Raw genomic sequence first — 25,873 nt, forward strand, 5'->3', positions numbered from 1 at the left:
GAAAAAGGCCTGACCTGTAAAAAAACATATCTATGATAGTCATTCTCATTTGAGATAAGCTTGCGCATTACGTCGCACGAGCACAATGGATGTCCACCCCAACCTCCGCCGTCAACCCGCTGGTCAGCGCCTTCCAGGAGCATTACGCCGACCTTCTGGCGTTTCTTGCACGGCGCATGGGCAATGTGGAAAAGGCCGCGGACGTGGCCCAGGACACCTACCTGCGACTGGCCAGCCTGTCCGATACGGCGCAGATTCTCGAACCGCGTGCCTTTGTCTTTCGCGTTGCCAGCAACCTTGCCATCGACCGCCTGCGCCAGGAACAGCGACGCTCGGCGCTGCATGACGACGTCAGTGACAACCTGGACGTATGCGACCCCCTCGCCTCCCCCGAGAAGCAGTTCCTGGCTGCCGAAGCGATCGAACAACTGGACCGCAGCCTGGCCCAGTTGCCCAGCAAGGCGCGCCTGGCACTGCTGCTCAATCGCCTCGAAGGCTTGACCCATGCACAGATAGCCGTGCGCCTGGACGTGTCCGAAAGCACGGTGGGTAAGTACATTGTGCAAGCCATGCGGCACTGCCGCGATTGGCTACGTCAGTCGGAATCTATTTAGAATGCCCGGTACGCCCCCTCTGAAGGTTTCAGCAGCCCCTCATCATGACTAGACCCAACCCTTCCCAACCATCCCCTGTCGAGCTGGAGGATCAGGCCATCGAGCAGTGGGTGATGCTGATGTCGGGGAATGCCAGCGAGTCGGATCATGCCGCGTTTCGCCAGTGGCGCCAGCGCAGCCCGGCGCACGAAGCGGCGGCGCGGCTGGCCGAGCAGATGTGGCACGGGGTAGCACAGACGGCCACCGCGCAATCCTTCGTGCCGCCAGCGCCCCAACGCCGTGCAAAACCCTTGCGATGGGCTGCGCTGGCCGCCGGGCTGGCGGTGCTGGCCGTGACCCAGTTGGGGCAGCCAATGAAGGTGTACATGGCCGACCAGTCGACCGCCGTCGGCGAACGCAGGCACCTGGTACTGGAGGACGGCAGCGAGGTCTGGCTCAACAGCGCCAGCGCACTGTCGGTGCGCTATTCGTCCACGCGTCGCGATATCGACCTGATCAAGGGCGAGGCGCTTTTCCAGGTCAGCAAGAACCCGGCGCGTCCATTCGTGGTGCATGCCGCTGCAGGCACGGCCCAGGCACTGGGCACCCGGTTCGACGTGAACCTGCTCGAACAGCAGGTGCGGGTCGGCGTCAGCGAGGGCGTGGTGCAGGTAACGTCCGGTGGCCAGAGCGCGCGCCTGGAACCGGCCCAGCAACTGGACTATGCCCAGGGCCTGCCACCGTCCTCCACGCGCCCGCTGGACCTGACCAGTGATTCGGCATGGCAGCGCGGCAAGCTGATCTTCAATCGACGCCCACTCGACGAGGTGGTCAGCGAAATCGGGCGCTATGTACCCGGCGCACTGGTGGTGACCGGGCAATTGCCGAGCACGGCGGTGAGCGGGGTGTTCAACCTGGACGACGGTGCCCAGATGTTCAGTACCCTGGCGCGCACCCAACCGCTGCGGGTCGTGCAACTGCCGTGGCTGACCCTGGTGATGAACCGCGAGAGCGTCGAAGAAAAATAAATCCGGATTTTGTTGGCAAGGTTGACGGCAATGAATCGTCGTTGGTTTGAACGCGAATACTTCTCATAAATATCGCTTCTTACCAACATTTGATGACGGACGATTTCAATGCAGGCGCTTTCCAACGCTTTTCCGTTCAGTGGCCGTACCCTGACGCTGGCCATCGCTCTGACCCTGGGTGGCGGGGTGCCGCTGACCCTGCCGCTGGCCCACGCAGCCGAAACCACCACGCGCCTGACCCTGAACCTGGCGCCCCAGGCGCTGGACCGGATGCTCACTCAACTGGCCGACCAGGCCAACGTACGTCTGGTGTTCAACTCCAGCGACCTGGCTGGCCGGTCCGGCCCGGCCCTGCAGGGTGCCTTTACCCTGGCCCAGGCCCTGGACCGGTTGCTGCAGGGCAGCGGCCATACCTGGCAGTTGCTGGACGGTCAGACCCTGGTGCTGGAAAAACTGCCTGCCGCCGATGCGTCCGTGGTGCTGGGCGCCACCAACATCGACAGCCGTGCAACCGAATCGGCCTACGGCCCGGTCGACGGGATCGTGGCCAAGCGCAGCGCCACCGGCTCCAAGACCGACACGGCCCTGAGCGAGATCCCGCAGACGATCAACGTCATCACCCAGGACGAAGTGAAGATGCGCGGCGCCCAGTCGGTCACCGAGGCCCTGCGCTACACCGCCGGCATGACCGGTGGCGGCTTCGCCGACCGGGTGAAGGTGTTCGATGAACCCACCTCCCGCGGCTTCTCCCCCACCCCGCTGTACCTGGACGGCCTGCACCTGCCCTACAGCGGCGGCAGCACGGGTGGCTCGCTGCAGATCGACCCCTACACCCTGGAGCGCATCGAAGTGCTCAAGGGCCCGGCGTCGGTGCTGTATGGCCAGAACCAGCCGGGCGGCATCGTCAACATGGTGAGCAAGCGCCCCACCGCCACGCCGCTGCATGAAGTGGTCATCGGTGGCGGCAGCTACGACCGCAAGTACGGGGCCTTCGACCTCGGTGGCCCGATCGACGATCAGGGTCAGTTCCTCTATCGCCTGACCGGCGTGGTCAACGACAGCAACTCGCAGATCGACTATGCCGACCAGAACCGCATGCTGCTGGCGCCCAGCCTGACCTGGCTGGCCAACGAGCGCACCACCGTCACGGTGTTCGGCCAGTACCAGAAAGACCGCGACACCCCGGAAGCCCAGGGCCTGCCGGCCAAGGGCACGGTGTACAGCACCGCCAACGGGCGCATCAGCCGCAGCCTGTTCATCGGCGAGCCGGGCCTGAACAAATATGACCGCGAGCAGTTCGTGGTCGGCTACGAGATCGCCCACGAGCTCAACGACACCTGGACCCTCAAGCAGAACGCACGCTACGCCGACCTCGACGACCGCTACGTCGCACCACTGCACGGCTATTCATTCGGCCCCAACCCGGTCACCGGCGCCAACGACTTCAGCTACCAGGCAGACCGCTTCGGGGTGGACTGGGCGCAGCACAACCGGGTCTACGGCATCGATAGCACCGCCCAGGCCAAGTTCAAGACCGGCGAGCTGGACCACACCCTGCTGCTGGGGGTGGACTACTACCACTTCAACTCCGAGTTCCTCGGCCGATACGACCGTCGCGGCCCGGGCATCGACCTGTACAAGCCGGTCTACGGCAGCAAGTTCACCTTCACCCAGCCTTACCGCTGGGACAACACCATTACCCAGACCGGCCTGTATGCCCAGGATCAACTGCTGTGGAACAAATGGTTCCTGACCGTGGGCGGCCGCTATGACTTTGCCGAAACCGACAACAAGACGCCGCTCAACGGCGGCCACACCAACCAGAAGGATGAAAAGTTCACCGCGCGTGCGGGGCTGGGCTACTCGTTCGACAACGGTGTGACGCCCTACGTGAGTTACGCCGAGTCGTTTTTGCCGCTGTCCGGTGTCGACGCCAACGGTTCGGGTTTCGACCCCACCAACGGCAAGCAGTATGAAGTGGGCATCAAGTACGAGCCCAGGTCGATCGACGGTTTCATCCAGCTGTCCGCCTACCAGATCGACCAGGACAACATGCTGACCAACGACCGCGACGACCCGAGCCTGAGCGTGCAGAGCGGCTCGGTGCGTTCGCGTGGTGTCGAGCTGGAAGGCAAGGTCAATGTCACCGACAACCTGAGCGTGCTGGCTGCGGTATCACGCAACCAGATCAAGTGGCGCAGCATCAACGACGGCCGCGAAGGCCGTACCCTGGCCATGCAGCCACCGCTGACCGCTTCGGCGTGGGTCAACTACGACTTCGACGTTTCCACCGTACTGGCCGGGTTCGGTGTGGGCCTGGGCGCGCGCTATGTGCGCAGCAGCTACGGTTCGGACTACGTGGGCGACTCTTTCCAGATTCCGTCCTACACCGTGTATGACGCCATGGTGTCCTATGACCTGGAAAAATCGCCGCTGCACGTCAAGGGCGTGAAGCTCAAGGCCAACCTGCAGAACCTCACGGACGAGAAGTACGTGGCGGCCTGCAATGGCGGGCTGGACTGCTATTACGGCGAAGGCCGCACCCTGAGTGCAGATGTGACCTACAACTGGTAAGACGGCGCGAGGCTGTCTGGAAAAGGCGCCCTCAGCGGCGCCTTTTTCGTTGTTGGAGGGGGATGCATGGCAGGCGCGGCCAAACGCCAGGCACAAAAAAAGCGACCCTAAGGTCGCTTCGTTTGTGGCTTCAGGGAGTTCAGTGGGCCCTGAAGCTAATATATGGCGCAGCGGACGGGACTCGAACCCGCGACCCCCGGCGTGACAGGCCGGTATTCTAACCGACTGAACTACCGCTGCGCGATACACTGAGAAGTGGTGGGTGATGACGGGATCGAACCGCCGACCCTCTGCTTGTAAGGCAGATGCTCTCCCGGCTGAGCTAATCACCCTTCGTCTCGGTGTGGCGCGCATTCTACGGAGCACCTCACACTCTGGCAAGCACTTTTTTAAAATTATTTTTCAGGCCTTCCAATGACTTAGCGGGCTTGGCCTGAACACGCCGCTCGGAGAATAATGCCCTCCTTATGTACCGAGGAGAGATGCACCCCATGTGGTTCAAAAACCTGCTGCCCTACCGCCTTACCCAGGACATCCAGTTCGACGCCGAGGCGTTGGAAACCGCACTGGCCAGCAAGCCGGCGCGCCCCTGTGCCAGCCAGGAGTTGACCACCTACGGTTTCGTCGCGCCCTTCGGCAAGGGCGAAGATGCGCCCCTGGTGCATGTCAGTGGCGACTTCATGCTGATCGCGGCACGCAAGGAAGAACGCATCCTGCCCGGCAGCGTGGTGCGTGACGCGGTCAAGGAGAAGATCGACGAGATCGAAGCCGAGCAGATGCGCAAGGTCTACAAGAAGGAGCGCGACCAGATCAAGGACGAGATCATCCAGGCCTTCCTGCCCCGCGCCTTCATCCGTCGTTCGATGATCTTCGCCGCCATCGCGCCCAAGCAGGGCCTGATCCTGGTCAACTCGGCCAGCGCCAAGCGTGCCGAGGACCTGCTGTCGACCCTGCGTGAAGTGATGGGCTCGTTGCCGGTGCGCCCGGTGACCGTGAAGATCGCCCCAAGCGCGACCCTGACCGACTGGGTCAAGTCGCAGAAGGCTGCGCCCGACTTCTATGTGCTGGACGAGTGCGAGCTGCGCGACACCCACGAAGACGGCGGCATCGTACGCTGCAAGCGCCAGGACCTGACCAGCGACGAGATCCAGCTGCACCTGGGTACCGGCAAGGTGGTGACGCAGCTGTCGCTGGCCTGGCAGGACAAGCTGTCGTTCGTGCTGGACGACAAGATGGTGATCAAGCGCCTGAAGTTCGAAGAGCTGCTGCAGGACCAGGCCGAGGAAGACGGCGGCGAAGAGGCCCTTGGCCAGCTCGATGCCAGCTTCACCCTGATGATGCTGACCTTCGGCGACTTCCTGCCGGCGCTGTTCGAAGCGCTGGGTGGGGAGGAGATCCCGCAGGGGGTCTGATCGTCTGCTCTCTATATAGCTATATAGAGGCCTTGCGGGCCTCATCGCGGGTCAAGCCCGCTCCTACAGGGTCGCTGCAATCCTTGTGGGAGCGGGCTTGACCCGCGATGGGGCCGCCGATAATAAAAAAGGAGCACCCCCATGCGCGCCCTCGCCGCCCTCAGCCGATTCGTCGGCAATACATTCGCCTGGTGGGTGCTGCTGTTTGCCCTCCTGGCCTTCTTCCAACCCGCCTGGTTCATCGGCCTCAAGGTCGCCATCGTGCCGCTGCTGGGCCTGGTGATGTTCGGCATGGGCCTGACCCTCAAGGTCGAAGACTTCGCCGCCGTGTTCCGCCAGCCCTGGCGCGTGGCCCTGGGCGTGGTCGCCCACTTCGTGATCATGCCGGGCGTGGCCTGGCTGCTGTGCCAGCTGTTCCACCTGCCCGCCGAAATCGCCGTGGGCGTGATCCTGGTCGGCTGCTGCCCAAGCGGTACCTCCTCCAATGTGATGGCGTGGCTGGCCAAGGGCGACCTGGCCCTGGCCGTGGCAATAGCCGCCGTCACCACCCTGCTCGCCCCGCTGCTGACCCCCGCGCTGATCTGGCTGCTGGCCTCGGCCTGGCTGCCGGTCTCGTTCATGGAGATGTTCTGGTCGATCCTGCAACTGGTGATGCTGCCGATCGTGCTCGGCGTGCTCGCCCAGCGCCTGCTCGGCCCGCGCGTACACCTGGCGGTGCAGGTGCTGCCGCTGGTGTCGGTGGTGAGCATCGTGCTGATCGTGTGCGCGGTGGTGGCGGCCAGCCAGGCCAAGATCGCCGAATCGGGCCTGCTGATCATGGCGGTGGTGATCCTGCACAACACCTTCGGGTTCGCCCTGGGCTACGTCACCGGCAAGCTGTTCAAGCTGCCGCTGGCCCAGCGCAAATCCCTGGCGCTGGAAGTCGGCATGCAGAACTCCGGGCTGGGCGCGGCACTGGCCAGTGCGCACTTCTCGCCCCTGGCGGCGGTGCCCAGCGCGCTGTTCAGCGTGTGGCACAACATCTCCGGTGCGCTACTCTCGACCTGGTTCCGGCGCATGGAAGAACCCGTCGCCGAAACGGCAGCGGTCGACGCCACGCGTTGACCGCCTCTTGCCCCCCGGCAAGGAAATGTGCACTATAGTGCGCACTGTGAGGACGACCTCACGACGCACCGCGTGACCGATCCGGGGACGGCCCCATCAACAGATGGAGTACTGCGCATGTCCTGGATCATCCTGTTTTTCGCAGGCCTGTTCGAAGTCGGCTGGGCCATCGGCCTCAAATACACCGACGGCTTCACCCGCCCCCTGCCCACTGTGCTCACGGTTGCCGCCATGGCGGTCAGCCTCGGCCTGCTCGGCCTTGCCATGAAGGAACTGCCGCTGGGCACCGCCTATGCGATCTGGACCGGTGTGGGCGCAGTGGGTACGGTGATCGCCGGGATCATCCTGTTTGGCGAATCCATGGCGTTGATGCGCCTGGCCAGCGTGGCACTGATCATCATCGGCCTGGTGGGGCTCAAGGTCAGCGCCAGCTGACCCTGGCCCCCGCGCCTAGCGCCAGGTGCCGCGTAGTTCGCTGACCCGCTCGCGCAACAGCGCCGGTTGCGCCGTTTCCACCGGTACGGCGCTACCGGCCACCAGGGTCACCCGCGACCACAGGCGCCGGAAAAACCCCTTGGCCGGGTCACGGCTGAAGAAACTCCCCCACAGGCCTTGCAGCGCCAACGGAATCACCGGCACCGGGGTGCGCTCCAGAATCAGGCTCAATCCGCCCTTGAATGCATCGATCTCGCCATCGGAGGTCAGCTTGCCTTCCGGGAAGATGCACACCAGCTCGCCGTCGGCCAGGTAGGCGGCAATTTTCTCGAACGCACGCTCGTAGGTCGGCAGGTCTTCGTTGCGCCCGGCAATCGGGATCGCCCCCGCAGTACGGAAGATGAAATTGAGCACCGGCAGGCGGTAGATCTTGTAGTACATGACAAAGCGGATCGGCCGGCGCACGGCCCCGGCAATCAGCAGCGCATCGACGAACGACACGTGGTTGCACACCAGCAGCGCCGCGCCTTCATCCGGGATCTTGTCCAGGTCGCGGTGTTCGACGCGGTACATGGAATGGCTGAGCAGCCAGATCATGAAGCGCATGCTGAACTCGGGCACGATGCGGAAGATGTAGGTGTTGACCGCGATATTGAGCAGCGACACCACCAGAAACAGCTGCGGGATACTCAGCTTGGCCAGCCCCAGCAACAGCATGGTGACCACGGCCGAGACCACCATGAACAGTGCATTGAGGATGTTGTTGGCGGCGATCACCCGGGCACGCTCGTCTTCGGGGGTGCGCGACTGGATCAGCGCGTACAGCGGCACGATGTAGAAACCGCCGAAAACACCCAGGCCCATGATCGACAGCAGGATCCACCAGGCCTTGCTCATGCCCAGCAGGGCGAGCCAGTCATACGGCGCGCCGGCGGCCGGGATATCCCCCGAATGCCACCACCACAGCAGGCCGAACACCGTCAGGCCGAACGATCCGAACGGCACCAGGCCGATCTCCACCTTGCGCCCGCTGAGGCGCTCGCACAGCAGCGACCCCACCGCGATGCCCACCGAGAACAGCGTGAGAATCAGCGTGACCACGGTTTCGTCGCCGTGCATCCACTCCTGGGCATAGGCCGGGATCTGCGTGAGGTAGATGGCACCGACAAACCAGAACCACGAGTTGCCCACGATCGAGCGCGATACCGCCGGGGTCTGTTTCAGGCCCATGCGCAGGGTCGCGACGGTCTGGCTGAAGATGTTCCATTGCAGCTTGAGTTGCGGCGACGAGGCCGCGGCACGGGGGATTGCGCGGCTGGCGAGGTAGCCCAGCACCGCCACCAGCACCACCGCGCTGGCCACGATGGGCGCGTAGTGGGTGCTGGACATCATCACCCCGGCGCCGATGGTGCCGGCCAGGATCGCCAGGAAGGTACCCATCTCCACCAGGCCGTTGCCGCCCACCAGCTCCTCTTCGCGCAGGGCCTGGGGCAGGATCGAGTACTTGACCGGGCCGAACAGTGCCGAATGGGTCCCCATGGCGAACAGCGCCACCAGCATCATCCACAGGTGGTTATAGAGAAAGCCCGCGGCGCCCACGCCCATGATGACGATCTCGGCCAGCTTGATGGTGCGGATCAGCGCATCCTTGGCGAACTTTTCGCCGAACTGGCCGGCCAGGGCCGAGAACAGGAAGAACGGCAGGATGAACAGCAGCGCGCAGAGGTTGACCAGCATCGTGCCGTCGCCGCCCAGGCTGAGCTTGTAGAGAATGGCCAGGATCAGCGATTGCTTGAACAGGTTGTCGTTGAACGCCCCCAGCGACTGGGTGACGAAAAACGGCAGAAAGCGCCGTTTTTGCAGCAGGGCAAACTGTGAGGGGTGACTCATCGTCCAGGGTCCTGAGTGGGGCTTTGTTATTGGAGGAAGCCAGCCCGCAAAAAGCCACAGATGCACGGGTAAATGCAAGCCACCGCATGAACCGCTTCGCCGACAAGGCCTTCTAGCGCCAGCAAAACCCTGCCGGAGCCGGCCTTGCCGGCGAAACTGCCACCCTTGTCACTTGCCCGTGCACCCCGCAATGCAAGGCGACACGAACAGCTCGCCACGCCAGGCCCCCGCCAGGGTACGGCTGGCCACCACCAGCCACAGCCCTGCCAGCGCCACCACCAGCACGTGGCCCATCACCGTGAAGAACCCCAACTGCAGCCACGCCGCCAGCTTCAACGTGGCCAGGGCATACACCCCCAACGGAAAGGTGAAGCCCCACCAGCCCAGGTTGAACGGCATGCCATCGCGCAGATGGCGCAGCGTGATCAACACGGCAGTGAGCAACCACCACAGCCCCGCACCCCACAGCACGATACCGGCCACCAGCCCCAGCCCGCGGGCAATCTCGCCCAGGCTGCCCAGGCCATTGGCAGCGAAGATCGCCGGTGCATCACTGCCCAGCAGCATCATGCCCAGGGCACCGGTGCCGATCGGCCCGAGTGCCAGCCAGCTCGAAGCGGCCATGCTCGCCTGGGGCAGCTTGTGCAGCGCCATGCGCAGGGTGAGGATGGTCAGGATGCTGAACGCCACCGGCAACGACACCGCCCACAGCACATAGCTGGTGATCAGTACCTGGAACTGGCGATGGACGTCCGTCAGGTGCGGCGCCAGCAGGCCGCCGCTGGCCGCGGCCACTTCGGCCGCCACCACCGGCAGCAGCCATACCGCGGTCATCTGGTCGATACTGTGCTCCTGTCGGGTGAACATCAGGTAAGGGATCGCCACCCCGCACAGCAGCGCCAGGGCCACGTCCAACCACCACAACGCCTCGACCCACGGAAGCACCCCCGTGCCCCAGCGCTCGACCCCGAATACCAGCGCCCCATTGAGAATGGTCGCCAGGCCCATGGGGATGGTGCCGAAGAACATCGAGACCGTGGAATGCGCGAAAATCCGCCGCGCCTCATCGAAGAACATCACCCAGCGCGCGGTGTAGAGCACGCTGAACAGCACGAACAGGCCAATGGTCAGCAGCCACAGCGCCTCGGCCATACCCGACAACCCCGGTACCGCCTGCCGCAGCGCCAGCGCCAGCACGCCGGTGCCCATGGTCGCGGCGAACCAGTTGGGGGTGAACTGTCGGATCACCTCGCGCGGGTGAGCCAGGCGGCTCAGCGGGCGCAAGGGGTGGGCTATCTTGGTGCAGGTCATGGTGTCGGTCTCCTGTCCTCCGGTGAGGTGAAATCGATGTTACAACCCTATGGAATATCGATATAACGGGTAATTTCTCTAACTGTTATCTGTTTTACCTATATATAAGCCGTTCGCGAGCCTTTCAAGGCTGACGTATGCTGGCGGCTGACCTCACCGGACAAGGACGTGAACATGCTCGAAAGCCTGCGGGGCTATGGCGCCGAGGTTCGCCTGCTGCTGTGCACCACCTTCGTGCTGACCCTGGCGCGGGCCATCACCCTGCCTTACCTGGTGGTGTACCTGTCGGAGCACTTCGCCCTGGGCATCAGCGCCATCGGCCTGATGATCGGCGGTGCACTGATCGTCGGCTCGCTGCTGAGCCTGTACGGCGGCTACCTGATCGACACCCTGCGCAGCTACACGGTGATCGTGTTCTCCACCCTGGCCTTCGCCCTAGCGTTCTTCGTGGCCGTGGCCAGCCGGCAACTGGGGATGCTGTTTGCCTGCCTGGTGGTGATCAACCTCACCCTGGCAGTGGTGGACATCGCCGCCAAGGCCGGCTTCTGCGCGCTGTTGCCAGTGCAGGCACGCGGCGAGGTGTTCTCGATCAAGTACACCCTGAGCAACGTCGCCTATGCCGTCGGGCCTTTTGTGGGGGTGGCGCTGGTGCTATTGGATGACCGGCTGCCGTTCGTGCTGTCGGCATTGCTGGGGCTGGGCATGTGCCTGAACTATCAACGCCGGGGCGAGCGTGCTGCACGCGCCGGGCTCGGCGGGCCGACGCTGGGCCTGCTGGCGGTCGGCAGGCACCTGCTCGGCGATCGGCGCCTGGTGTACTTCACCCTGGGCGGCGCGCTCAGCGCGGTGGTGTTCGGCCAGTTCACGGCCTACCTGTCGCAGTACCTGGTGACCACCACATCGGCCATCCAGGCCAACCAGACCGTCAGCTACCTGGTGGCGACCAACGCCATCACGGTGATCGCCCTGCAATACGCCATCGGCCGGCGCATCGGCAGTCGCCAGCTGATGCCCTGGCTGCTGGCCGGGATGCTGCTGTTCGTGATCGGGTTGCTGGGGTTCTCGCTGGCGCAGACATTGTGGGTGTGGTGCCTGGCGATGCTGGTGTTCACATTGGGCGAGATCATCGTGATCCCGGCCGAATACATGTTCATCGACAGCATTGCCCCGGAGCACCTGCGCGGGGTGTATTACGGCGCACAGAACCTGTCCAACCTGGGGGCGGCGCTGGGGCCGGTACTGTGCGGGTTTGCGCTGGCACACCTGATGCCGACGGCGATGTTCTACCTGATGATGCTGTCGGTGGGGCTTGCGGGGCTGTTCTATTGCCTGGGGGCACGGCGCCAGGCCTGAAGGCCGGCGCCGACAAAGATCCACGCTGCTCTTGCCGGAAAACGCAGCACCATCGAGATCAGATAGATCGCGCTCCGCGCATCGCCGGCAGGTTCAACACCCCCGCCACCGCGCACAACCCGACCAGCACCAGCGCATACACCTCGCTGGTGGCCACCAGCCCGAACTGGCGCACCATCAACCCGGCCGCAAGCGCGGGCACACAGAACGCCAGGTAGCTCAGCACATAGAACGTGGCCATCAAGCCCGCCCGTTCATGGGCCTCGGCCAGTGGCAGGGTACTGCGCAACGCACCCAGAAACCCCGCACCAAAGCCGCTGCCCGCCACCAGCGTGGCGGCGAAGAACAGCACCAGGCTGGCGTTGTGCAGCGCCAGCAGAATCAGCCCCACCCCGCCGGCCAGCAGCCCGGTGCCCAGCGCCAGCACCTGCTGTGCCGGGCGCAGGCGCAGCCGATAGATCGCCAGCGCGCCACTGAGGGTCAGGGTCGCCACCAGCGCGCCACCGACCAGGCTTGAGCCCAGGCCGCTCACCTCCCGCACCAGCGACGGCCCCAGTGAGAGGAAGAACCCGCCAAGCGCCCACACCGCAATGTTCACCGGCAGCATGCGCCACACCGCGCCACGCGCCTGAGGCGGCACCAGCAGGCTCGGACGCAGGGCGCGCAGCGCGCCCGGCTGGCGGCTGACGCTCTCCGGCAAACGCCACACCAGCAGCGCCAGCACCACGAACAGCGCCAGCAGCACCCCATACACAAGGCGCAGCGGCCACGGCGCGAACTCCACCAGCACGCTGGTGCCCAGCGCCCCGCAGGCCATGCCCAGCAGCGGCGCCAGGCTATTGACCAACGGCCCCTGTTCGCGGTCGGTATCGAGCAGCGCGGCGCCCAGCACACTGGTGGCCATGCCGGTGGCAAAGCCTTGCAGCAACCGCGCCGCAAGCAGCCAGGGCACCGACTCGGCCTGGATGAACAGCAGCATCGCCACGCTCTCGAGCAGCAACGCCACGAAGATCACCGGCCGGCGCCCCAGGTAATCGGACAGCGACCCCACCGTCAGCAACGCCGCCAGCAGGCTCAAGGCATACACCGCAAACACCAGGGTCAGGGTTGCCGGCGAAAACTGCCACGCATGCTGATACAGCTGGTACAACGGCGTCGGCGCACTCGAGGCCGCCAGAAAACCGAGCAGCGCGACGGCCAGGTACACCAGCCGCAAACGCGCCGACGCCGGACGGCTGAACAATCCGATCATGTGCTTTCTCCACTAAAGCTAACCGTTAGCTTTTGTGCAGTCTGCGCGTCCTGAATCCTTAACGCAAACCCTTTGTGTTAAGGTCGCGCCATGGCGATCAAAGAAGGTATTCGCACGGGCGGTCGCAGCGCCCGTGTCCAGCAATCGGTGCACAGCGCCGTGCGGGCCCTGCTCCAGGAGCAGGACCGCGCGAGCCTGACCGTGCCCATGGTGGCCGCACGTGCCGGCGTCACCCCCTCGACCATCTACCGGCGCTGGGGTGAACTGGCGGCGCTGCTGGCCGACGTGGCGGTGGAGCGCCTGCACCCCGACAGCGAACCCCTCGACACCGGCACCTTGCGCGGCGACCTGCTGGCCTGGGCCGAGCAGTACCTGGACGAGATGAGCTCCGAGCCCGGCCGACACATGATGCGCGACGTGCTCAGCAGCGCCTGCCCCGGCTACTGCACCACCCTGCTGCGCGGCCAGTTGCAGACCTTGCTGGACCGCGCGCAGCAGCGTGGCGAAGCCGGCCCCGGGGTGGAACGGCTGCTCGACCTGCTGGTGGCTCCCACGGTGTTTCGCATTCTGTTCGCCGAAGCGCCCCCGAGCCTGCAGCAGCTGCATGAACTGGTCGAACTGGCCCTGCGCGACTGAGCACTGCGACGCTCTGCCACTGCGACCTTCGTCGGCGCTGACGAAGTGAGAACGGCGTGCCAGACTGATTGATCGTGGTTGGCCGTTACCGTTTTTTCGTTCGGAGTTTTCATGTCGCTGTCCAGCGGGCTGATCGCCCTGGTCGCCCTGGCCTATATGGCCATCATGTTCGCCATCGCCTTCTACGGCGACCGGCGCAGCACCCCGCTGCCGCCACGCCTGCGCGCGTGGGTGTACAGCCTGTCGCTGGCGGTGTACTGCACCAGCTGGACCTTCTTCGGCGCCGTCGGCCAGGCCGCCGAACAACTCTGGGCCTTTCTGCCCATCTACCTGGGGCCGGTACTGCTGATGCTGTTTGCACCCTGGGTGCTGCAGAAGATGGTGCTGATCAGCAAGCAGGAGAACATCACCTCCATCGCCGACTTCATTGCCGCGCGCTACGGCAAGTCCCAGACCCTGGCGGTGGTGGTGGCGCTGATCTGCCTGGTGGGCGTGCTGCCGTACATCGCCTTGCAGCTCAAGGGCATCGTGCTGGGGGTCAACCTGCTGATCGGTGCCGGGGCCGATGCCACCGGCAGCCGCGTGCAGGACACCGCGCTGGTGGTGTCGCTGGTGCTGGCGCTGTTCAGCATCGTGTTCGGTACCCGCAGCCTGGATGTGACCGAGCACCACCGCGGCATGGTGCTGGCCATCGCCTTCGAATCGCTGGTCAAGCTGCTGGCGTTTCTCGCCGTGGGCGCGTTCATCACCTTCAGTCTGTATGACGGCTTCGACGACCTGTTCAGCCAGGCCCGCCTGGCGCCCGCCCTTGACGGCTACTGGCAGGAAACCATCAACTGGCCGTCGATGATCGTGCAGACCGGCGTGGCGATGATGGCGATCATCTGCCTGCCGCGCCAGTTCCATGTCACCGTGGTGGAGAACATCGAACCGCAGGACATGCGCCTGGCACGCTGGGTGTTTCCGGCCTACCTGATCCTCGCCGCGCTGTTCGTGGTGCCGATTGCCCTGGCCGGGCAGATGCTGCTGCCCAGCTCGGTGCTGCCGGACTCGTTCGTGATCAGCCTGCCGCTGGCCGAAGCACACCCGGCGCTGGCCTTGCTGGCCTTCATCGGCGGCGCCTCGGCCGCCACTGGCATGGTCATCGTCGAGGCCGTGGCGCTGTCGACCATGGTCTCCAACGACATGCTGCTGCCCTGGCTGCTGCGGCGCAACAACGCCGAGCGCCCGTTCGAGGTGTTCCGCCACTGGATGCTCACGGTACGCCGGGTGACCATCGTGGTGATCCTGCTGCTGGCCTACGTCAGCTACCGCCTGCTGGGCTCCACCGCCAGCCTGGCCACCATCGGCCAGGTCGCCTTTGCCGCCGTCACCCAACTGGCCCCGGCCATGCTCGGTGCGCTGTACTGGAAGCAGGCCAACCGCCGCGGCGTGTTCGCCGGCCTGGCCACCGGCACCTTCCTGTGGTTCTACACCCTGGTACTGCCGATTGCCGCCCACAGCGTGGGCTGGTCGCTGGACTTGTTCCCGGGCCTGGCCTGGCTGCACGGCAACCCGCTCAACCTGCCGATCACCCCGCTGACCCAGGGCGTGGTGCTGTCGCTGGCAGGCAACTTCACGGTGTTCGCCTGGGTTTCGATCCTGTCGCGCACGCGGGTATCGGAGCACTGGCAGGCCGGGCGCTTCATTGGCCAGGAAACCAGCGCGCGGCCCAGCAGCCGTTCGCTGCTGGCGGTACAGATCGACGACCTACTGCACCTGGCCGCGCGCTTCGTCGGCGAAGAGCGTGCGCGCCAGAGCTTCATCCGCTTCGCCTATCGCCAGGGCAAGGGCTTCAACCCCAACCAGAACGCCGACGGCGAATGGATCGAGCACACCGAGCGCCTGCTGTCCGGCGTGCTCGGCACCTCCTCGACCCGCGCCGTGGTCAAGGCGGCCATCGAAGGCCGCGACATGCAGCTGGAGGACGTGGTACGCATCGCCGACGAAGCTTCCGAGGTGCTGCAGTTCAACCGCGCCCTGCTGCAAGGGGCCATCGAGAACATCAGCCAGGGCATCAGCGTGGTCGACCAGTCGCTGCGCCTGGTGGCCTGGAACCGTCGCTACCTGGAACTGTTCAACTACCCCGACGGGCTGATCAGTGTCGGCCGGCCGATTGCCGACATCATCCGCTACAACGCCGAACGCGGCCTGTGCGGCCCGGGCGAGGCCCAGGTGCATGTGGCGCGGCGCCTGCACTGGATGCGTCAGGGGCGCGCGCACACCTCCGAGCGGCTGTTCCCCAATGGCCGGGTGATCGAGCTGATCGGCAACCCCATGCCCGGCGGCGGGTTCGTGATGAGCTTTACCGACATCACCCCCTTCCGCGAGGCCGAGCAGGCCCTCAAGGACGCCAACGAAGGCCTGGAGCAGCGCGTGGCCGAGCGAACCCACGAGCTGTCGCAACTGAACCTGGCGCTGACCGAGGCCAAGAGCCATGCCGAAGCGGCCAACAAGTCCAAGACCCGCTTCCTGGCGGCCGTGAGCCACGACCTGATGCAGCCGCTGAACGCCGCACGGCTGTTCTCCGCCGCGTTGTCGCACCAGGAAGAGGGCCTGTCGGGCGACGCCCAGCAACTGGTGCAGCACATGGACAGCGCCCTGCGTTCGGCCGAAGAGCTGATCAGCGACCTGCTGGACATCTCGCGCCTGGAGAACGGCAAGATCAACCCGGACGCCAAGCCGTTCGCCCTCAGCGAACTGTTCGACGCCCTGGGTGCCGAGTTCAAGGTACTGGCCCAGCAGCAGGGCCTGGATTTTCGCGTGCGTGGCAGCAAGCTGCGGGTGCACAGCGACGTCAAGCTGCTGCGGCGTATCCTGCAGAACTTCCTCACCAACGCCTTCCGCTATGGCAAGAGCCCGATCCTGCTGGGCGTGCGCCGCGCCGGGGACCGCCTGTGGCTGGAAGTGTGGGACCGCGGCCCGGGCATTGCCGACGACAAGCTTCAGGTGATCTTCGAGGAATTCAAGCGCCTGGACAGCCACCAGACCCGCGCCGAAAAAGGCCTGGGCCTGGGCCTGGCGATCGCCGACGGCCTGTGCAAGGTGCTCGGCCACCCGCTGGAGGTACGCTCATCGCCCGGCAAGGGCAGCGTGTTCCGCGTCAGCGTACCGCTGGCCAGCGCCGCGAGCCCGGCCCAGGCCAAGCCAGCCGAACAGGCCGGCCAGCCGCTGGCGGGGTTGCAGGTGCTGTGCGTGGACAACGAAGACAGCATCCTGATCGGCATGAACAGCCTGCTCAGCCGCTGGGGCTGCCTGGTGTCGACGGCGCGCAACCGCGAGGAATGCGCCGCCCTGCTCGACAAGGGCCTGCGCCCGCATCTGGCGCTGGTGGACTACCACCTGGACAACGGCGAAATCGGTACCGAACTGATGGCCTGGCTACGCACGCGCCTGGGCGAGCCGGTGCCGGGGGTGGTGATCAGTGCCGACGGCCACGGCGAGACCGTGGCGCGGGTACATGCCGCCGGCCTCGACTACCTGAGCAAGCCGGTCAAGCCGGCGGCCCTGCGCGCCCTGCTCAATCGTCATCTGAGCCTGGTGCAGTAAGGCCTTCGGCAAGGTTGTCGGTGCCGCCCATGGCGCGTTCCAGCAGGTCGGCCGGCAGGCTCTTGCTGGCCCGCGCGCCGAGCAGCTTGAGCTGCTCGCTGCGACTGATCAGATTGCCGCGCCCCTCGCAGAGCTTGTTGCGCGCCGCGGCATAGGCCTTGTCGACCTGTTGCAGGCGGTTGCCCAGCTCGTCCAGGTCCTGGATGAACAACACGAACTTGTCGTACAGCCAGCCGGCGCGCTCGGCGATCTCGCGGGCGTTCTGGCTCTGGCGCTCCTGTTTCCACAGGCTGTCGATGACCCGCAGGGTGGCGAGCAACGTGGTCGGGCTGACGATCACGATCTGGCGGTCGAAGGCCTCCTGGAACAGGTTGGGCTCGGCCTGCAGCGCCGCCGAAAACGCCGCCTCGATGGGCACGAACAACAGCACGAAATCCAGGCTGTGCAGGCCCTCGAGGCGATTGTAGTCCTTGCCCGAGAGGCCTTTGACATGGTTGCGCAGCGACAGCACATGCTGCTTGAGCGCGGCCTGGGCCACGTCGGTTTCACTGGCGTTTACATATTGCTGGTAAGCCGTGAGGCTGACCTTGGAGTCGACCACCACCTGCTTGTCGCCGGGCAGCATGATCAGCACGTCAGGCTGGAAACGCTCGCCATCGGCGCTCTTGAGGCTGACCTGGGTCTGGTATTCGCGGCCCTTTTCGAGCCCCGCATGTTCCAGCACCCGCTCCAGAATCAACTCGCCCCAGTTGCCCTGGGTCTTCTGGCCCTTGAGTGCCTGGGTCAGGTTGGTGGCCTCGTCGCTCAGGCGCTGGTTCAACTGCTGCAGGCGCTCGAGTTCCTTGCCCAGCGAAAAGCGCTCGCGGGCTTCCTGCTGGTAGCTTTCCTCGACGCGCTTCTCGAACGACTGGATACGCTCCTTGAGCGGGTCGAGCAGTTGCCCCAGGTGCTGCTGGCTGGTCTGGGCGAAACGCTGCTCGCGCTCGTCGAAAATCTTCGTCGCCATTTCGGCAAACTGTGCACGCAGCTCGTCGCGCGAGCCCTGCAGGTCGTTCAGGCGCTGCTGGTGGCTGTCCTGCTGCTCGCGCAGTTCGGCGGCAAGGCCGGCGCAGCGCGCTTCGAGGCGGCGCAGCTCGGCTTCACGGGCGTTGCGTTCAAGGTTCCAGGCATGGGCGGCATCGCGTGCGTTGTCGCGCTCGATCTGCAGCAACTCCAGCTCGCGGCCCTGAGCGGCCAGGCTGGCCTGCTTGGCGGCATTGGCCTGGCCCAGGTCGCTGATTTCGTCACGGCTGGCGTCGAGTTGCGCGCTCAGGCCCTCCTGGGCCAGCAGCGCACTGCTCAGGCGCTCCTCGGCCAGTGCGGCGGCGGCCTGCCTGTCAGCCAGCTGACGTTGCAGACGCACCAGCACCACCACAGCGGGCAAAGCCGCCACCACCATTCCCAGCACGATGCTGGTCAGATCCATTGCAGCCATAGACAGCATGCTCACCCCCAGGGAAATCCCCCAGAGCTTAACAGCCCCGGGCGGTCGATCAGTGGCTCGTGAGTTGCCCGAGCAGCCGCACGGCTTCTTTGGAGCCCTGCGCGGCAGCTTGTTCCAGCCAGTAACGTGCCTGCTCCGGCTCGTTGACCTGGGGCTGGGTGCACAGACGGCCGTATTCGAGCTGTGCCCTGCGGTCACCGGCCCGGGCAGCCTGGCGCAGCAGCTCGTGGCCGATGCGCCGGTCACGGGCGTTGCCGCAATCGCGGCACAGCATCTGCCCCAGCCGGCTCTGCGCCACCACCACACCCTGGCGTGCCGGTTGCTTGAGCAGGCGCCCGGCGAAGTGCTTGACGTTGGGGTTGTCGCCCAGGCGCGGGCTGTCGAGCAGCCACAGGGCCACCTTCAACGAAAAACGTCGGGGCTCGGCAACGGGGGGTTGGGCAGTGGGGCTTGGGGTTTTGCTGCGAAACTTCATAAAAAACGGCGAAGGCAACTCGAGAGGCGCGCCACTCTACCGGATTTTCTCGTGCATGGCCCGAGGGAATTCGAGGCTTTTTTTCCTTCAGGCGATGTTTTTTTTTGACACGTCAGTAGACATTTCGCGCGAGCCGAAATGCGCCGCGAAAATTGTCAGACACTTCCTGCATTGCTGGCACCCGCGTCCTAGAGCAGACCCGCATGACAATCCACAGAAGCTGTGGATAACTCGGTGGACAACCCCCTCCTACACCCCGCAAACCCCGGTAGAATGGGGCCCGCGCTCAAACTGACGATTTTTTCACCAGCTAAAAAAAGTGTTTTTTTTCATTGACTTGTACTTTCGAACTGGTCATCGCCAGGGCCCTGCCGCGGTGTAGCGCCACATTGACAAGAGGTGTTACAGGTGTGGACAGGTGCCCCAAAGCGAGGCACGGGATTGCACGAAAATGCTCCGCACGCGCGGTGGTGCCTCCTGGGGCCCTCTTCACAGAACAGCCTGAAATCGAGATAATGGCCGGCTTGGCGCACGAAAAGCACAAAGGGTTGCCACAACCTGGAAACTGCTGTAGTGTTGCCAGCGTTAGTACCAAGCTGAAACTCAATTCTGGCCAAAGCAGTCCTTGCAGCGTCCTGATCCGACAACGGAACAGCACCTGTTGAAACCAGGACCGGCCCACTTGATGACTCCCAGGTAACCATTACCTACTCTTGGCGAGTCACCCTGCAGATTGAACAGGATCTTCACACAGCGGCGCAGAACCTTAGCCCTGACGTGTTGCCTGTCTTCCTAGTACCTACCAGTCAGCCCTGGCGCCACCTAATCAATGCGCTTACCTCTGGCTGCCCTGTTCCAGTCAGGTTCTTCGCTCTAGCCCTAAAGCTTTGCGTTACTGGAACGTTTTATATGAACACGGCTCTTATGCTGTGTCTTTTGCAGGAACATCTAATAACTATGAATACATCCATCCATACTCAGGCTGCCATTCGCACCCTTAGCCAGGCATTTGCCCCGTTGAACTGCATGATCCATGCGGCGCGCAAGGGCAGCTTCAGCTTTACCCTGGTCAATGAACACGGCATTGCTCGTCACAGCGAGCGTCTGTATCCGGAGCAGTACGAGAGTGCTGAGCCGCTGCAAGCGGTGATTGACCGGACTCGCCAGGCACTGGTTGCCTGATGGTCGTCTGAGACGCAAGAAGCCCTGCCGGTTGGCGGGGCTTTTTTATGCCTGAAATTCAGTGACCGCCGCGCTCGACCTGCCCTTTGCAAGGCCCGGATTCATTGGCCAAACCCCAACCACTGAAAGCGCTTTAACCCCCACGGCCTAATACCCAAGCGTCATATGGGCTATGCCAAGCCACCACAATCGATTTAAAAACAGTCCTTTACAGCATAGATATGACACTACACTTCAACTCAAGCGGCCTTGCCCGCTTCCGGCGGGCCTGACCCCGACCCACCTGCTGCCAAGCACCAGCGTCCCGCCGGCCATTTACGAAGTTCGAGGGCATTATGGCTATCGCCGCGAGCGAGTTGAGTGAATTCGTCATCCGCCCCACCCTGTTGTACCTGGGCCGCTACTGCCCCAGCGCCGAAGCCCTGCTGCTGGGCATCGCAGCCAGCCAGTCGGGCATGGGTTCGGCCCTGCACGACCGCCGTGGCCACGGCCTGTACCGCATCGGCGAACTGCGCCACCAATCGATCTGGGACCAGTTCCTGGCCCACGACCCCGAACTGGCCAGCCTGGTCCGCGGCCTCGCCAGCCAGCACGCGTTCCTCAGCGGCCCGCACCTGGAACTGACCGTCAACCTGCGCTACGCCACCGCCATCGCCTGGATGCTGGTCGAAGAAAAGGCGCTGCCGCTACCAGAATCCGACGACCTGCTAGGTCTCGCAAGAATCTGGCGTCAAACATTCCAGCCCCACGCCCGTTTACGCGACTTCACCCAGGCCTGGCAGGCATGCGTCGGCAAACCGGCACTCCAGGCCTGCTGAGAACCATTTTCAAACAACCGGATAAAATCAGCGAATCTGGTCGGATTGTCCTACAAAAACGCGGTATCTCCTGATTTAGAGCCTATAGCGCACGTCCAAAATTATTGATACTTTGCGCTCCGGTGATCCCATGGAGTTCTAATAATGAAAAAAGTAATACTCAAATCCTCACTCGGCCTCGCTGTCGCTTTCGCATCAACTCAACTCTTCGCCAGCGGTTTTGCCCTCAACGAGCAAAGCATCAGCGGCATGGGCACAGGTTTCGCGGGTCGTTCTTCTTCTGCCGATGACGCCAGCACCGTGTTTGGCAACCCTGCCGGCATGTCCCGCCTCAAACGCGAACAAGTGACCGTCGGCGGCGCGGCCATCATTGCCAAGTCCGACATCAAGGGCAGCGGCACCTTCGGCGGCAGCAACGACGGCGACATGGTCCCCGTGGTTGGCGTACCGATGGGCTACTACGTCAAGCCGATCGATGACCACTGGGCATTCGGCTTCGGGGTCTACGTGCCTTTCGGCCTGATCACCGACTACGAGCACGGCTTTGCCGGCCGCTACTTCGGCAGCAAGAGCGAAGTTCAGGTCGTGACCCTGCAACCGACCATCAGCTACGCCTTCAACGACAAGGTCTCGATCGGTTTCGGCCCGACCATCAACCGTATCGACGGCACCCTGGAGTCCGCCGCGCTGAACCGCGCCACCCCAGGCAGCAACGACGGCAAGGTCAAGATCACCGGTGACGACACCGCCGTCGGCTACAACATCGGCGTGATGGTGCAGGCCACCGACAGAACCCGCGTCGGCCTGACCTACCACTCGATGGTCGACTACAAGCTCAAGGGCGACACCAAGATCAGCGGCCCGGGCTTCGGCCCGTTCAGCGGCAGCAAGTTCGACGCCTCGCTGAAGATCAAGACCCCCGAGTCGGTCGACTTCTCGGTCACCCACGAACTGGATGACAACTGGACCCTGTACGCGGGCAGCACCTGGACACGCTGGAGCCGCCTGGAGTCCATCGTGGTCAACAACGAGGGCACCGGGCCACTGGCACCGGCACTGGGCCAGATCGCCGAAGAACAGAACTGGCACGACACCTGGGCCCACGCCATCGGCGCTGCCTACAAGCTGAACAAGGAATGGACCCTGCGCGCCGGCTTCTCCGTCGACCAGTCGCCAGCCAACAACCAGAACCGTTCGCCACGCATCCCAACCGGCGACCGCAAGGTGTTCAGCCTGGGCGCCGGCTGGAACCCGAGCGACGACATGACCATCGACGTGGCCTACTCGTACCTGATGGAAGAAGACGTCAAGATTCACCAGAGCACCGCCATCACCGACCCTTCGTTCAAGGGCTCGTACAACGCCAAGTACGAAAACAGTGCACACGGCCTGGGTGCTTCGCTGACCTACCGCTTCTGATCGCTGTTGCATGAAAAAACCGCCTTCCAAAGGCGGTTTTTTTATGCCCGCGCGCGCACGCGCCAGGCCTGCGCCAGGCAGTCCTCCACATATGCCATGAAGGCCCGCACCTTGGGCGTCAGCGCCGAACGGTCGGCCACGCACAGGTAGATGTCCATGGGCGAGGTCTGTGCATAGGCCTGGTGGGGTTGGGCATATTCGAACAGCGGCACCAGTTGCCCGTTCTCCAGGTAAGGCCGCGCCACGAACTCGGCCAGGCGCACGATCCCACCCCCCATCACCGCCATCTGCGCCAGCACGTCGATGTCATCGCTGATCGACACATCCCCGAACTCGGCATCGAAACGCAGGCCGTCACGCACAAAGCCCCACCGCAGAAAGCGGCCGTCCACCGGGTAACGGAACACCAGGCAGCGATGCCCCTTCAAGGCTTCCGGGGTGCCGGGCCGGCCGGCACGCTCCAGGTAGGCAGGCGCTGCGCAACAGATGAACGGGATCTGGGCAACGTGCCGCGCCAGCAGGCCGTCTTCCAGCTGGGGGGTGATGCGCACACTCACGTCAATCGACTCGCGCGCGTGGTCCACACGCCGGTCGCTCGTAAGCAATTCAATTGAAAGCTGCGGATAGCGCAGGTTGAATGCCGGCATCAGGGGCGCCAGCACATAGCGCGCGAAGGCCGAAGAAGAGGAGATGCACAACCGGCCCTGGGGTTCGCCGTCATCGGCCGTGACGGCCAGCTGCGCCAGCTCCAGATCACGCTCCACATGCCTGACCTTGTCGTAATAGGCGCGACCATTGGGCGTCAACGCCATGCTGCGGGTGGTGCGGGCCAGCAGGCGCACTTGCAGATGGGCTTCCAGGCGCGCGATGTTCTGGCTCACTGCGGCGGCGCTCAAGCCCAGGGTGCGGGCCCCACCGGCGATGCTGCCAGCCTCGACCACCTTGATGAAACTGCGTATCGAGCCCAACAGGTTCACGGCCAAACTCCAGGATTCGTAAGGTTCTCTTTATAAAGACCTAAGCTGGCGTCGTCTACCTCGTACCCTGGCAGCCTGCTAGTCTGGCGCCTCCCCTACCCTCAGGAGCCTGCATGACCAGCCAGACCCGCCCTCGCCCACGCCTGAAACTCGGCGTACGCGCCACCCCCTACGTATTCGCGTTCTACATGTCGTCGATCATGGCGCTGCTGATGTGCTTCGTGATCACCGCCGCCAACAGCGGCGTCGGCGAGCATTACCTGGCCAATGTGCTCAAGGCCTACCAGCTGGCCATGCCGGTGGCCTTCGCCTGCGTGCTGGTGGTACGGCCGATCGTGCTCAAGCTGGTGGCCTGGACCGTCCACCCGGGCAAGGCCTGAGCCCGCCTCAGGGCTGCGAGGCGATGGCCTTCTCGATGGCAGCCCTGAACGCTGGATCGTCCGGCTTGGTCAGGCTGGAGAAGCTGGCTACCACCTTGCCCTGGCGATCGACCACATACTTGTAGAAATTCCACTTGGGCGCATTGCTCTGCCTGGCCAGCTCGCGAAACAGCGGCGTGGCGTCGTCGCCGCGCACCTTCTGTGGCTCGGTCATGGTGAAGGTCACGCCGTAGTTGGCATAGCACACCTTGGCGGTCTTCTCGCTGTCGGCGTCTTCCTGCTTGAAGTCGTTGGACGGCACCCCGAGCATTTCCAGGCCCTGCCCGTGATAAGCCTTGTAGGTGCTCTCGAGCCCTTCGAATTGCGGCGCGAAGCCGCAATAGCTGGCGGTGTTGATCACCACCAGCGGCTTGCCGGCGAAGCGCTCGCACAGGTTCACCTGTTCCTTTGCGCGCAGCTTGGGCAACTCGCCCTGCAGCAAGGCCGGGCAGTCGGCGGCCAGCACGGCCCCCGAACCAGCCAGTATCAATAGCGGTACCAACAGCCAGCGTGCGTACATGGTGCGTCTCCCTTGCCTGAGTGCAGGGGTTCAGCTTACGCCTAGCACACGCCCATGCCCAACTGCATCAGCGCCAGACCGCCCTGGTGCCAGCCCCACCACACCAGCGCCAGCACCAGGCCAGCCAGCACCAACGCTACCAGGCGCGCGGTCATGCCGCCTCCGGCCGCGCCTGCAGCCGCGCCACCGGGCGCTCGCGCACCGGCCAGTTGAGCGCGGCAGCCAGCAGGCTGAGCAGGATCGAGATCTGCCACACCAGGTCATAGTTGCCGGTACGGTCGTACACCACACCGCCCAGCCAGCCGCCCAGGAATGCGCCCAACTGATGGAACAGAAAGACGATGCCGCCCAGCATGGACAGGTTGCGCACCCCGAACAGGGTGGCGACGGTGCCGTTGGTCAGCGGCACGGTCGACAGCCACAGCAGGCCCATGGCGATACCGAACAGGTAGGCGCTGAACTGGGTCACCGGCGCCCACAGGAACAGCACGATCACCACCGCCCGCAGCAGGTACAGGGTGGTCAACAGGCGCGGCTTGGACATGCGCCCGCCCAGCCAGCCGGCGGTGTAGGTGCCGACGATATTGAACAGCCCGACCAGTGCCAGCACCGTGGTGCCGATGGTGGCCGGCAGGTGCTGGTCGACCAGGTAGGCCGGCAAGTGCACGCCGATGAACACCACCTGGAAACCGCACACGAAAAAGCCCAGCGCCAGCAACCAGAAGCCCGAGTGCGAACAGGCTTCGCGCAGCGCCTGCATCAGGGTCTGTTCGTGCCCCTGGCTGGGCAGCGGGTTATCGCGCAGCATGCCCACCAGCGGCACGATGAAGGCCACCAGCAGGCCCAGCACCAGCAATGCCGCCGACCAGCCCAGCCAGCCGATCAGGCCCAGGGTGCCCGGCAGCATCGCGAACTGGCCGAAGGAGCCTGCGGCGCTGGCGATGCCCATGGCCATGCTGCGCTTGTCTGCCGGCACGGCACGCCCTACCACACCCAGGATCACCGAGAACGAGGTGCCCGACAGGCCGATGCCGATCAGCAGCCCGGCACTGAGCGACAGTGACCACGCCGAGTCCGCCATGCCCATCATCACCAGCCCCACGGCGTAGAGAATGCCGCCGATGATCACCACCTTGGCCGCGCCCAGGCGATCGGCCAGGGCACCGGCAAACGGCTGGGCCAGGCCCCAGATCAGGTTCTGCAAGGCGATGGCGAAGGCGAACACTTCGCGCCCCCAGCCGAATTCGGCGCTCATCGGCGCCAGGAACAGGCCGAAGCCATGCCGCACCCCCAGCGACAATGCCAGGATCAGCGCCGCCCCCAACAGCACCCAACCGCTCGTGCGCCATACCGATGTCATTCTTGTTCTCCCAGACCGCCGCAAGGTTACACGGGTATATACCC

The 25,873-nt window shown here is 64.5% G+C and carries 21 protein-coding genes and 2 tRNA genes; 13 read left to right on the top strand and 10 right to left on the bottom strand.

Annotated elements, in window-relative coordinates:
• Positions 1-89 precede the first annotated feature (89 nt).
• From MF6396_RS04395 to MF6396_RS04405, 3 genes are all read left to right on the top strand, one after another.
• Complete coding sequence (locus MF6396_RS04395; RefSeq protein WP_043860021.1) at positions 90-614, top strand: sigma-70 family RNA polymerase sigma factor; 525 nt, start codon at positions 90-92, stop codon at positions 612-614.
• Positions 615-658: 44 nt separating this feature from the next.
• Positions 659-1,621, top strand: coding sequence for a FecR family protein (locus tag MF6396_RS04400; protein WP_043860020.1), 963 nt, complete (start codon positions 659-661; stop codon positions 1,619-1,621).
• A 108-nt stretch (positions 1,622-1,729) separates the two neighbouring features.
• A complete protein-coding gene (locus MF6396_RS04405; protein ID WP_043860019.1) occupies positions 1,730-4,195 on the top strand; it encodes a TonB-dependent siderophore receptor in 2,466 nt (821 codons plus the stop codon).
• Positions 4,196-4,358: 163 nt separating this feature from the next.
• On the opposite strand, the gene MF6396_RS04410 is transcribed toward MF6396_RS04405, so the two are convergent.
• Both MF6396_RS04410 and MF6396_RS04415 read right to left on the bottom strand, forming a co-directional pair.
• Positions 4,359-4,435 (bottom strand) — tRNA-Asp (locus tag MF6396_RS04410).
• Positions 4,436-4,451: 16 nt separating this feature from the next.
• A tRNA-Val gene (locus MF6396_RS04415) sits at positions 4,452-4,527 on the bottom strand.
• Between the two features lie 159 nt (positions 4,528-4,686).
• On the opposite strand from MF6396_RS04415, the gene rdgC reads away from it, so the two are divergent.
• The 3 genes from rdgC to sugE all read left to right on the top strand — a co-directional run bounded on the left by rdgC (position 4,687) and on the right by sugE (position 7,146).
• Entirely contained in the window at positions 4,687-5,607 is a 921-nt protein-coding gene (gene rdgC / locus MF6396_RS04420; RefSeq protein WP_043860018.1) for a recombination-associated protein RdgC, read from the top strand.
• Positions 5,608-5,748: 141 nt separating this feature from the next.
• Complete coding sequence (locus MF6396_RS04425) at positions 5,749-6,711, top strand: bile acid:sodium symporter family protein (protein ID WP_043860017.1); 963 nt, start codon at positions 5,749-5,751, stop codon at positions 6,709-6,711.
• 117 nt (positions 6,712-6,828) lie between these two features.
• A complete protein-coding gene (gene sugE / locus MF6396_RS04430) occupies positions 6,829-7,146 on the top strand; it encodes a quaternary ammonium compound efflux SMR transporter SugE (protein ID WP_043860016.1) in 318 nt (105 codons plus the stop codon).
• Between the two features lie 15 nt (positions 7,147-7,161).
• Here sugE and MF6396_RS04435 read toward each other — a convergent pair whose 3' ends face one another.
• Positions 7,162-9,036 (bottom strand): MFS transporter, encoded by a 1,875-nt coding sequence (locus MF6396_RS04435; RefSeq protein WP_043860015.1) that lies wholly within the window; start codon positions 9,034-9,036, stop codon positions 7,162-7,164.
• Between the two features lie 168 nt (positions 9,037-9,204).
• Positions 9,205-10,347, bottom strand: a complete 1,143-nt coding sequence (locus MF6396_RS04440; RefSeq protein ID WP_058541019.1) for a TDT family transporter — start codon at positions 10,345-10,347, stop codon at positions 9,205-9,207.
• A gap of 174 nt (positions 10,348-10,521) precedes the next feature.
• Here MF6396_RS04440 and MF6396_RS04445 point away from each other — a divergent pair, with 174 nt between their 5' ends.
• Positions 10,522-11,700, top strand: coding sequence for an MFS transporter (locus MF6396_RS04445; RefSeq protein ID WP_078479787.1), 1,179 nt, complete (start codon positions 10,522-10,524; stop codon positions 11,698-11,700).
• A gap of 58 nt (positions 11,701-11,758) precedes the next feature.
• On the opposite strand, the gene MF6396_RS04450 is transcribed toward MF6396_RS04445, so the two are convergent.
• A complete protein-coding gene (locus MF6396_RS04450; RefSeq protein ID WP_078479788.1) occupies positions 11,759-12,952 on the bottom strand; it encodes an MFS transporter in 1,194 nt (397 codons plus the stop codon).
• Between the two features lie 90 nt (positions 12,953-13,042).
• Here MF6396_RS04450 and MF6396_RS04455 point away from each other — a divergent pair, with 90 nt between their 5' ends.
• On the top strand, positions 13,043-13,588 hold the full coding sequence (locus tag MF6396_RS04455) for a TetR/AcrR family transcriptional regulator (protein ID WP_043860011.1): 546 nt from the start codon (positions 13,043-13,045) through the stop codon (positions 13,586-13,588).
• A gap of 111 nt (positions 13,589-13,699) precedes the next feature.
• The gene (locus tag MF6396_RS04460; RefSeq protein ID WP_078479789.1) at positions 13,700-17,176 is read left to right on the top strand and encodes a PAS domain-containing hybrid sensor histidine kinase/response regulator; all 3,477 of its coding nucleotides are present in this window, start codon (positions 13,700-13,702) and stop codon (positions 17,174-17,176) included.
• On the opposite strand, the gene rmuC is transcribed toward MF6396_RS04460, so the two are convergent.
• Positions 17,148-18,533, bottom strand: coding sequence for a DNA recombination protein RmuC (gene rmuC / locus MF6396_RS04465; protein WP_162484864.1), 1,386 nt, complete (start codon positions 18,531-18,533; stop codon positions 17,148-17,150). The two genes, MF6396_RS04460 and rmuC, sit on opposite strands and share 29 nt — an antisense overlap.
• 175 nt (positions 18,534-18,708) lie before the next feature.
• Positions 18,709-19,134 carry a tetratricopeptide repeat protein gene (locus MF6396_RS04470; protein WP_078479791.1) on the bottom strand — a complete coding sequence of 142 codons (426 nt, stop codon included), beginning with the start codon at positions 19,132-19,134 and terminating at the stop codon, positions 18,709-18,711.
• Between the two features lie 957 nt (positions 19,135-20,091).
• On the opposite strand from MF6396_RS04470, the gene MF6396_RS04475 reads away from it, so the two are divergent.
• The 3 genes from MF6396_RS04475 (at position 20,092) to MF6396_RS04485 (ending at position 22,553) form a co-directional block, all read left to right on the top strand.
• Positions 20,092-20,316, top strand: coding sequence for a hypothetical protein (locus MF6396_RS04475; RefSeq protein ID WP_043862639.1), 225 nt, complete (start codon positions 20,092-20,094; stop codon positions 20,314-20,316).
• 335 nt (positions 20,317-20,651) lie between these two features.
• Positions 20,652-21,134 carry a hypothetical protein gene (locus tag MF6396_RS04480; protein WP_054914682.1) on the top strand — a complete coding sequence of 161 codons (483 nt, stop codon included), beginning with the start codon at positions 20,652-20,654 and terminating at the stop codon, positions 21,132-21,134.
• 144 nt (positions 21,135-21,278) lie between these two features.
• Positions 21,279-22,553, top strand: coding sequence for an OmpP1/FadL family transporter (locus tag MF6396_RS04485; RefSeq protein WP_043862525.1), 1,275 nt, complete (start codon positions 21,279-21,281; stop codon positions 22,551-22,553).
• 41 nt (positions 22,554-22,594) lie between these two features.
• On the opposite strand, the gene MF6396_RS04490 is transcribed toward MF6396_RS04485, so the two are convergent.
• The gene (locus MF6396_RS04490; RefSeq protein WP_054914683.1) at positions 22,595-23,530 is read right to left on the bottom strand and encodes a LysR family transcriptional regulator; all 936 of its coding nucleotides are present in this window, start codon (positions 23,528-23,530) and stop codon (positions 22,595-22,597) included.
• Positions 23,531-23,643: 113 nt separating this feature from the next.
• Between MF6396_RS04490 and MF6396_RS04495 the strand changes: the two genes are divergently transcribed.
• Positions 23,644-23,910 carry a DUF2798 domain-containing protein gene (locus MF6396_RS04495; protein WP_043862527.1) on the top strand — a complete coding sequence of 89 codons (267 nt, stop codon included), beginning with the start codon at positions 23,644-23,646 and terminating at the stop codon, positions 23,908-23,910.
• Positions 23,911-23,917: 7 nt separating this feature from the next.
• On the opposite strand, the gene MF6396_RS04500 is transcribed toward MF6396_RS04495, so the two are convergent.
• The gene (locus MF6396_RS04500; RefSeq protein WP_078479792.1) at positions 23,918-24,469 is read right to left on the bottom strand and encodes a glutathione peroxidase; all 552 of its coding nucleotides are present in this window, start codon (positions 24,467-24,469) and stop codon (positions 23,918-23,920) included.
• A gap of 151 nt (positions 24,470-24,620) precedes the next feature.
• Positions 24,621-25,829, bottom strand: a complete 1,209-nt coding sequence (locus tag MF6396_RS04505) for an MFS transporter (protein WP_043862529.1) — start codon at positions 25,827-25,829, stop codon at positions 24,621-24,623.
• Positions 25,830-25,873: the final 44 nt, after the last annotated feature.

Origin of the sequence: Pseudomonas sp. MF6396, from assembly GCF_002018915.1 — a bacterium.
Classification (GTDB): Bacteria; Pseudomonadota; Gammaproteobacteria; order Pseudomonadales; family Pseudomonadaceae; genus Aquipseudomonas; species Aquipseudomonas palmensis.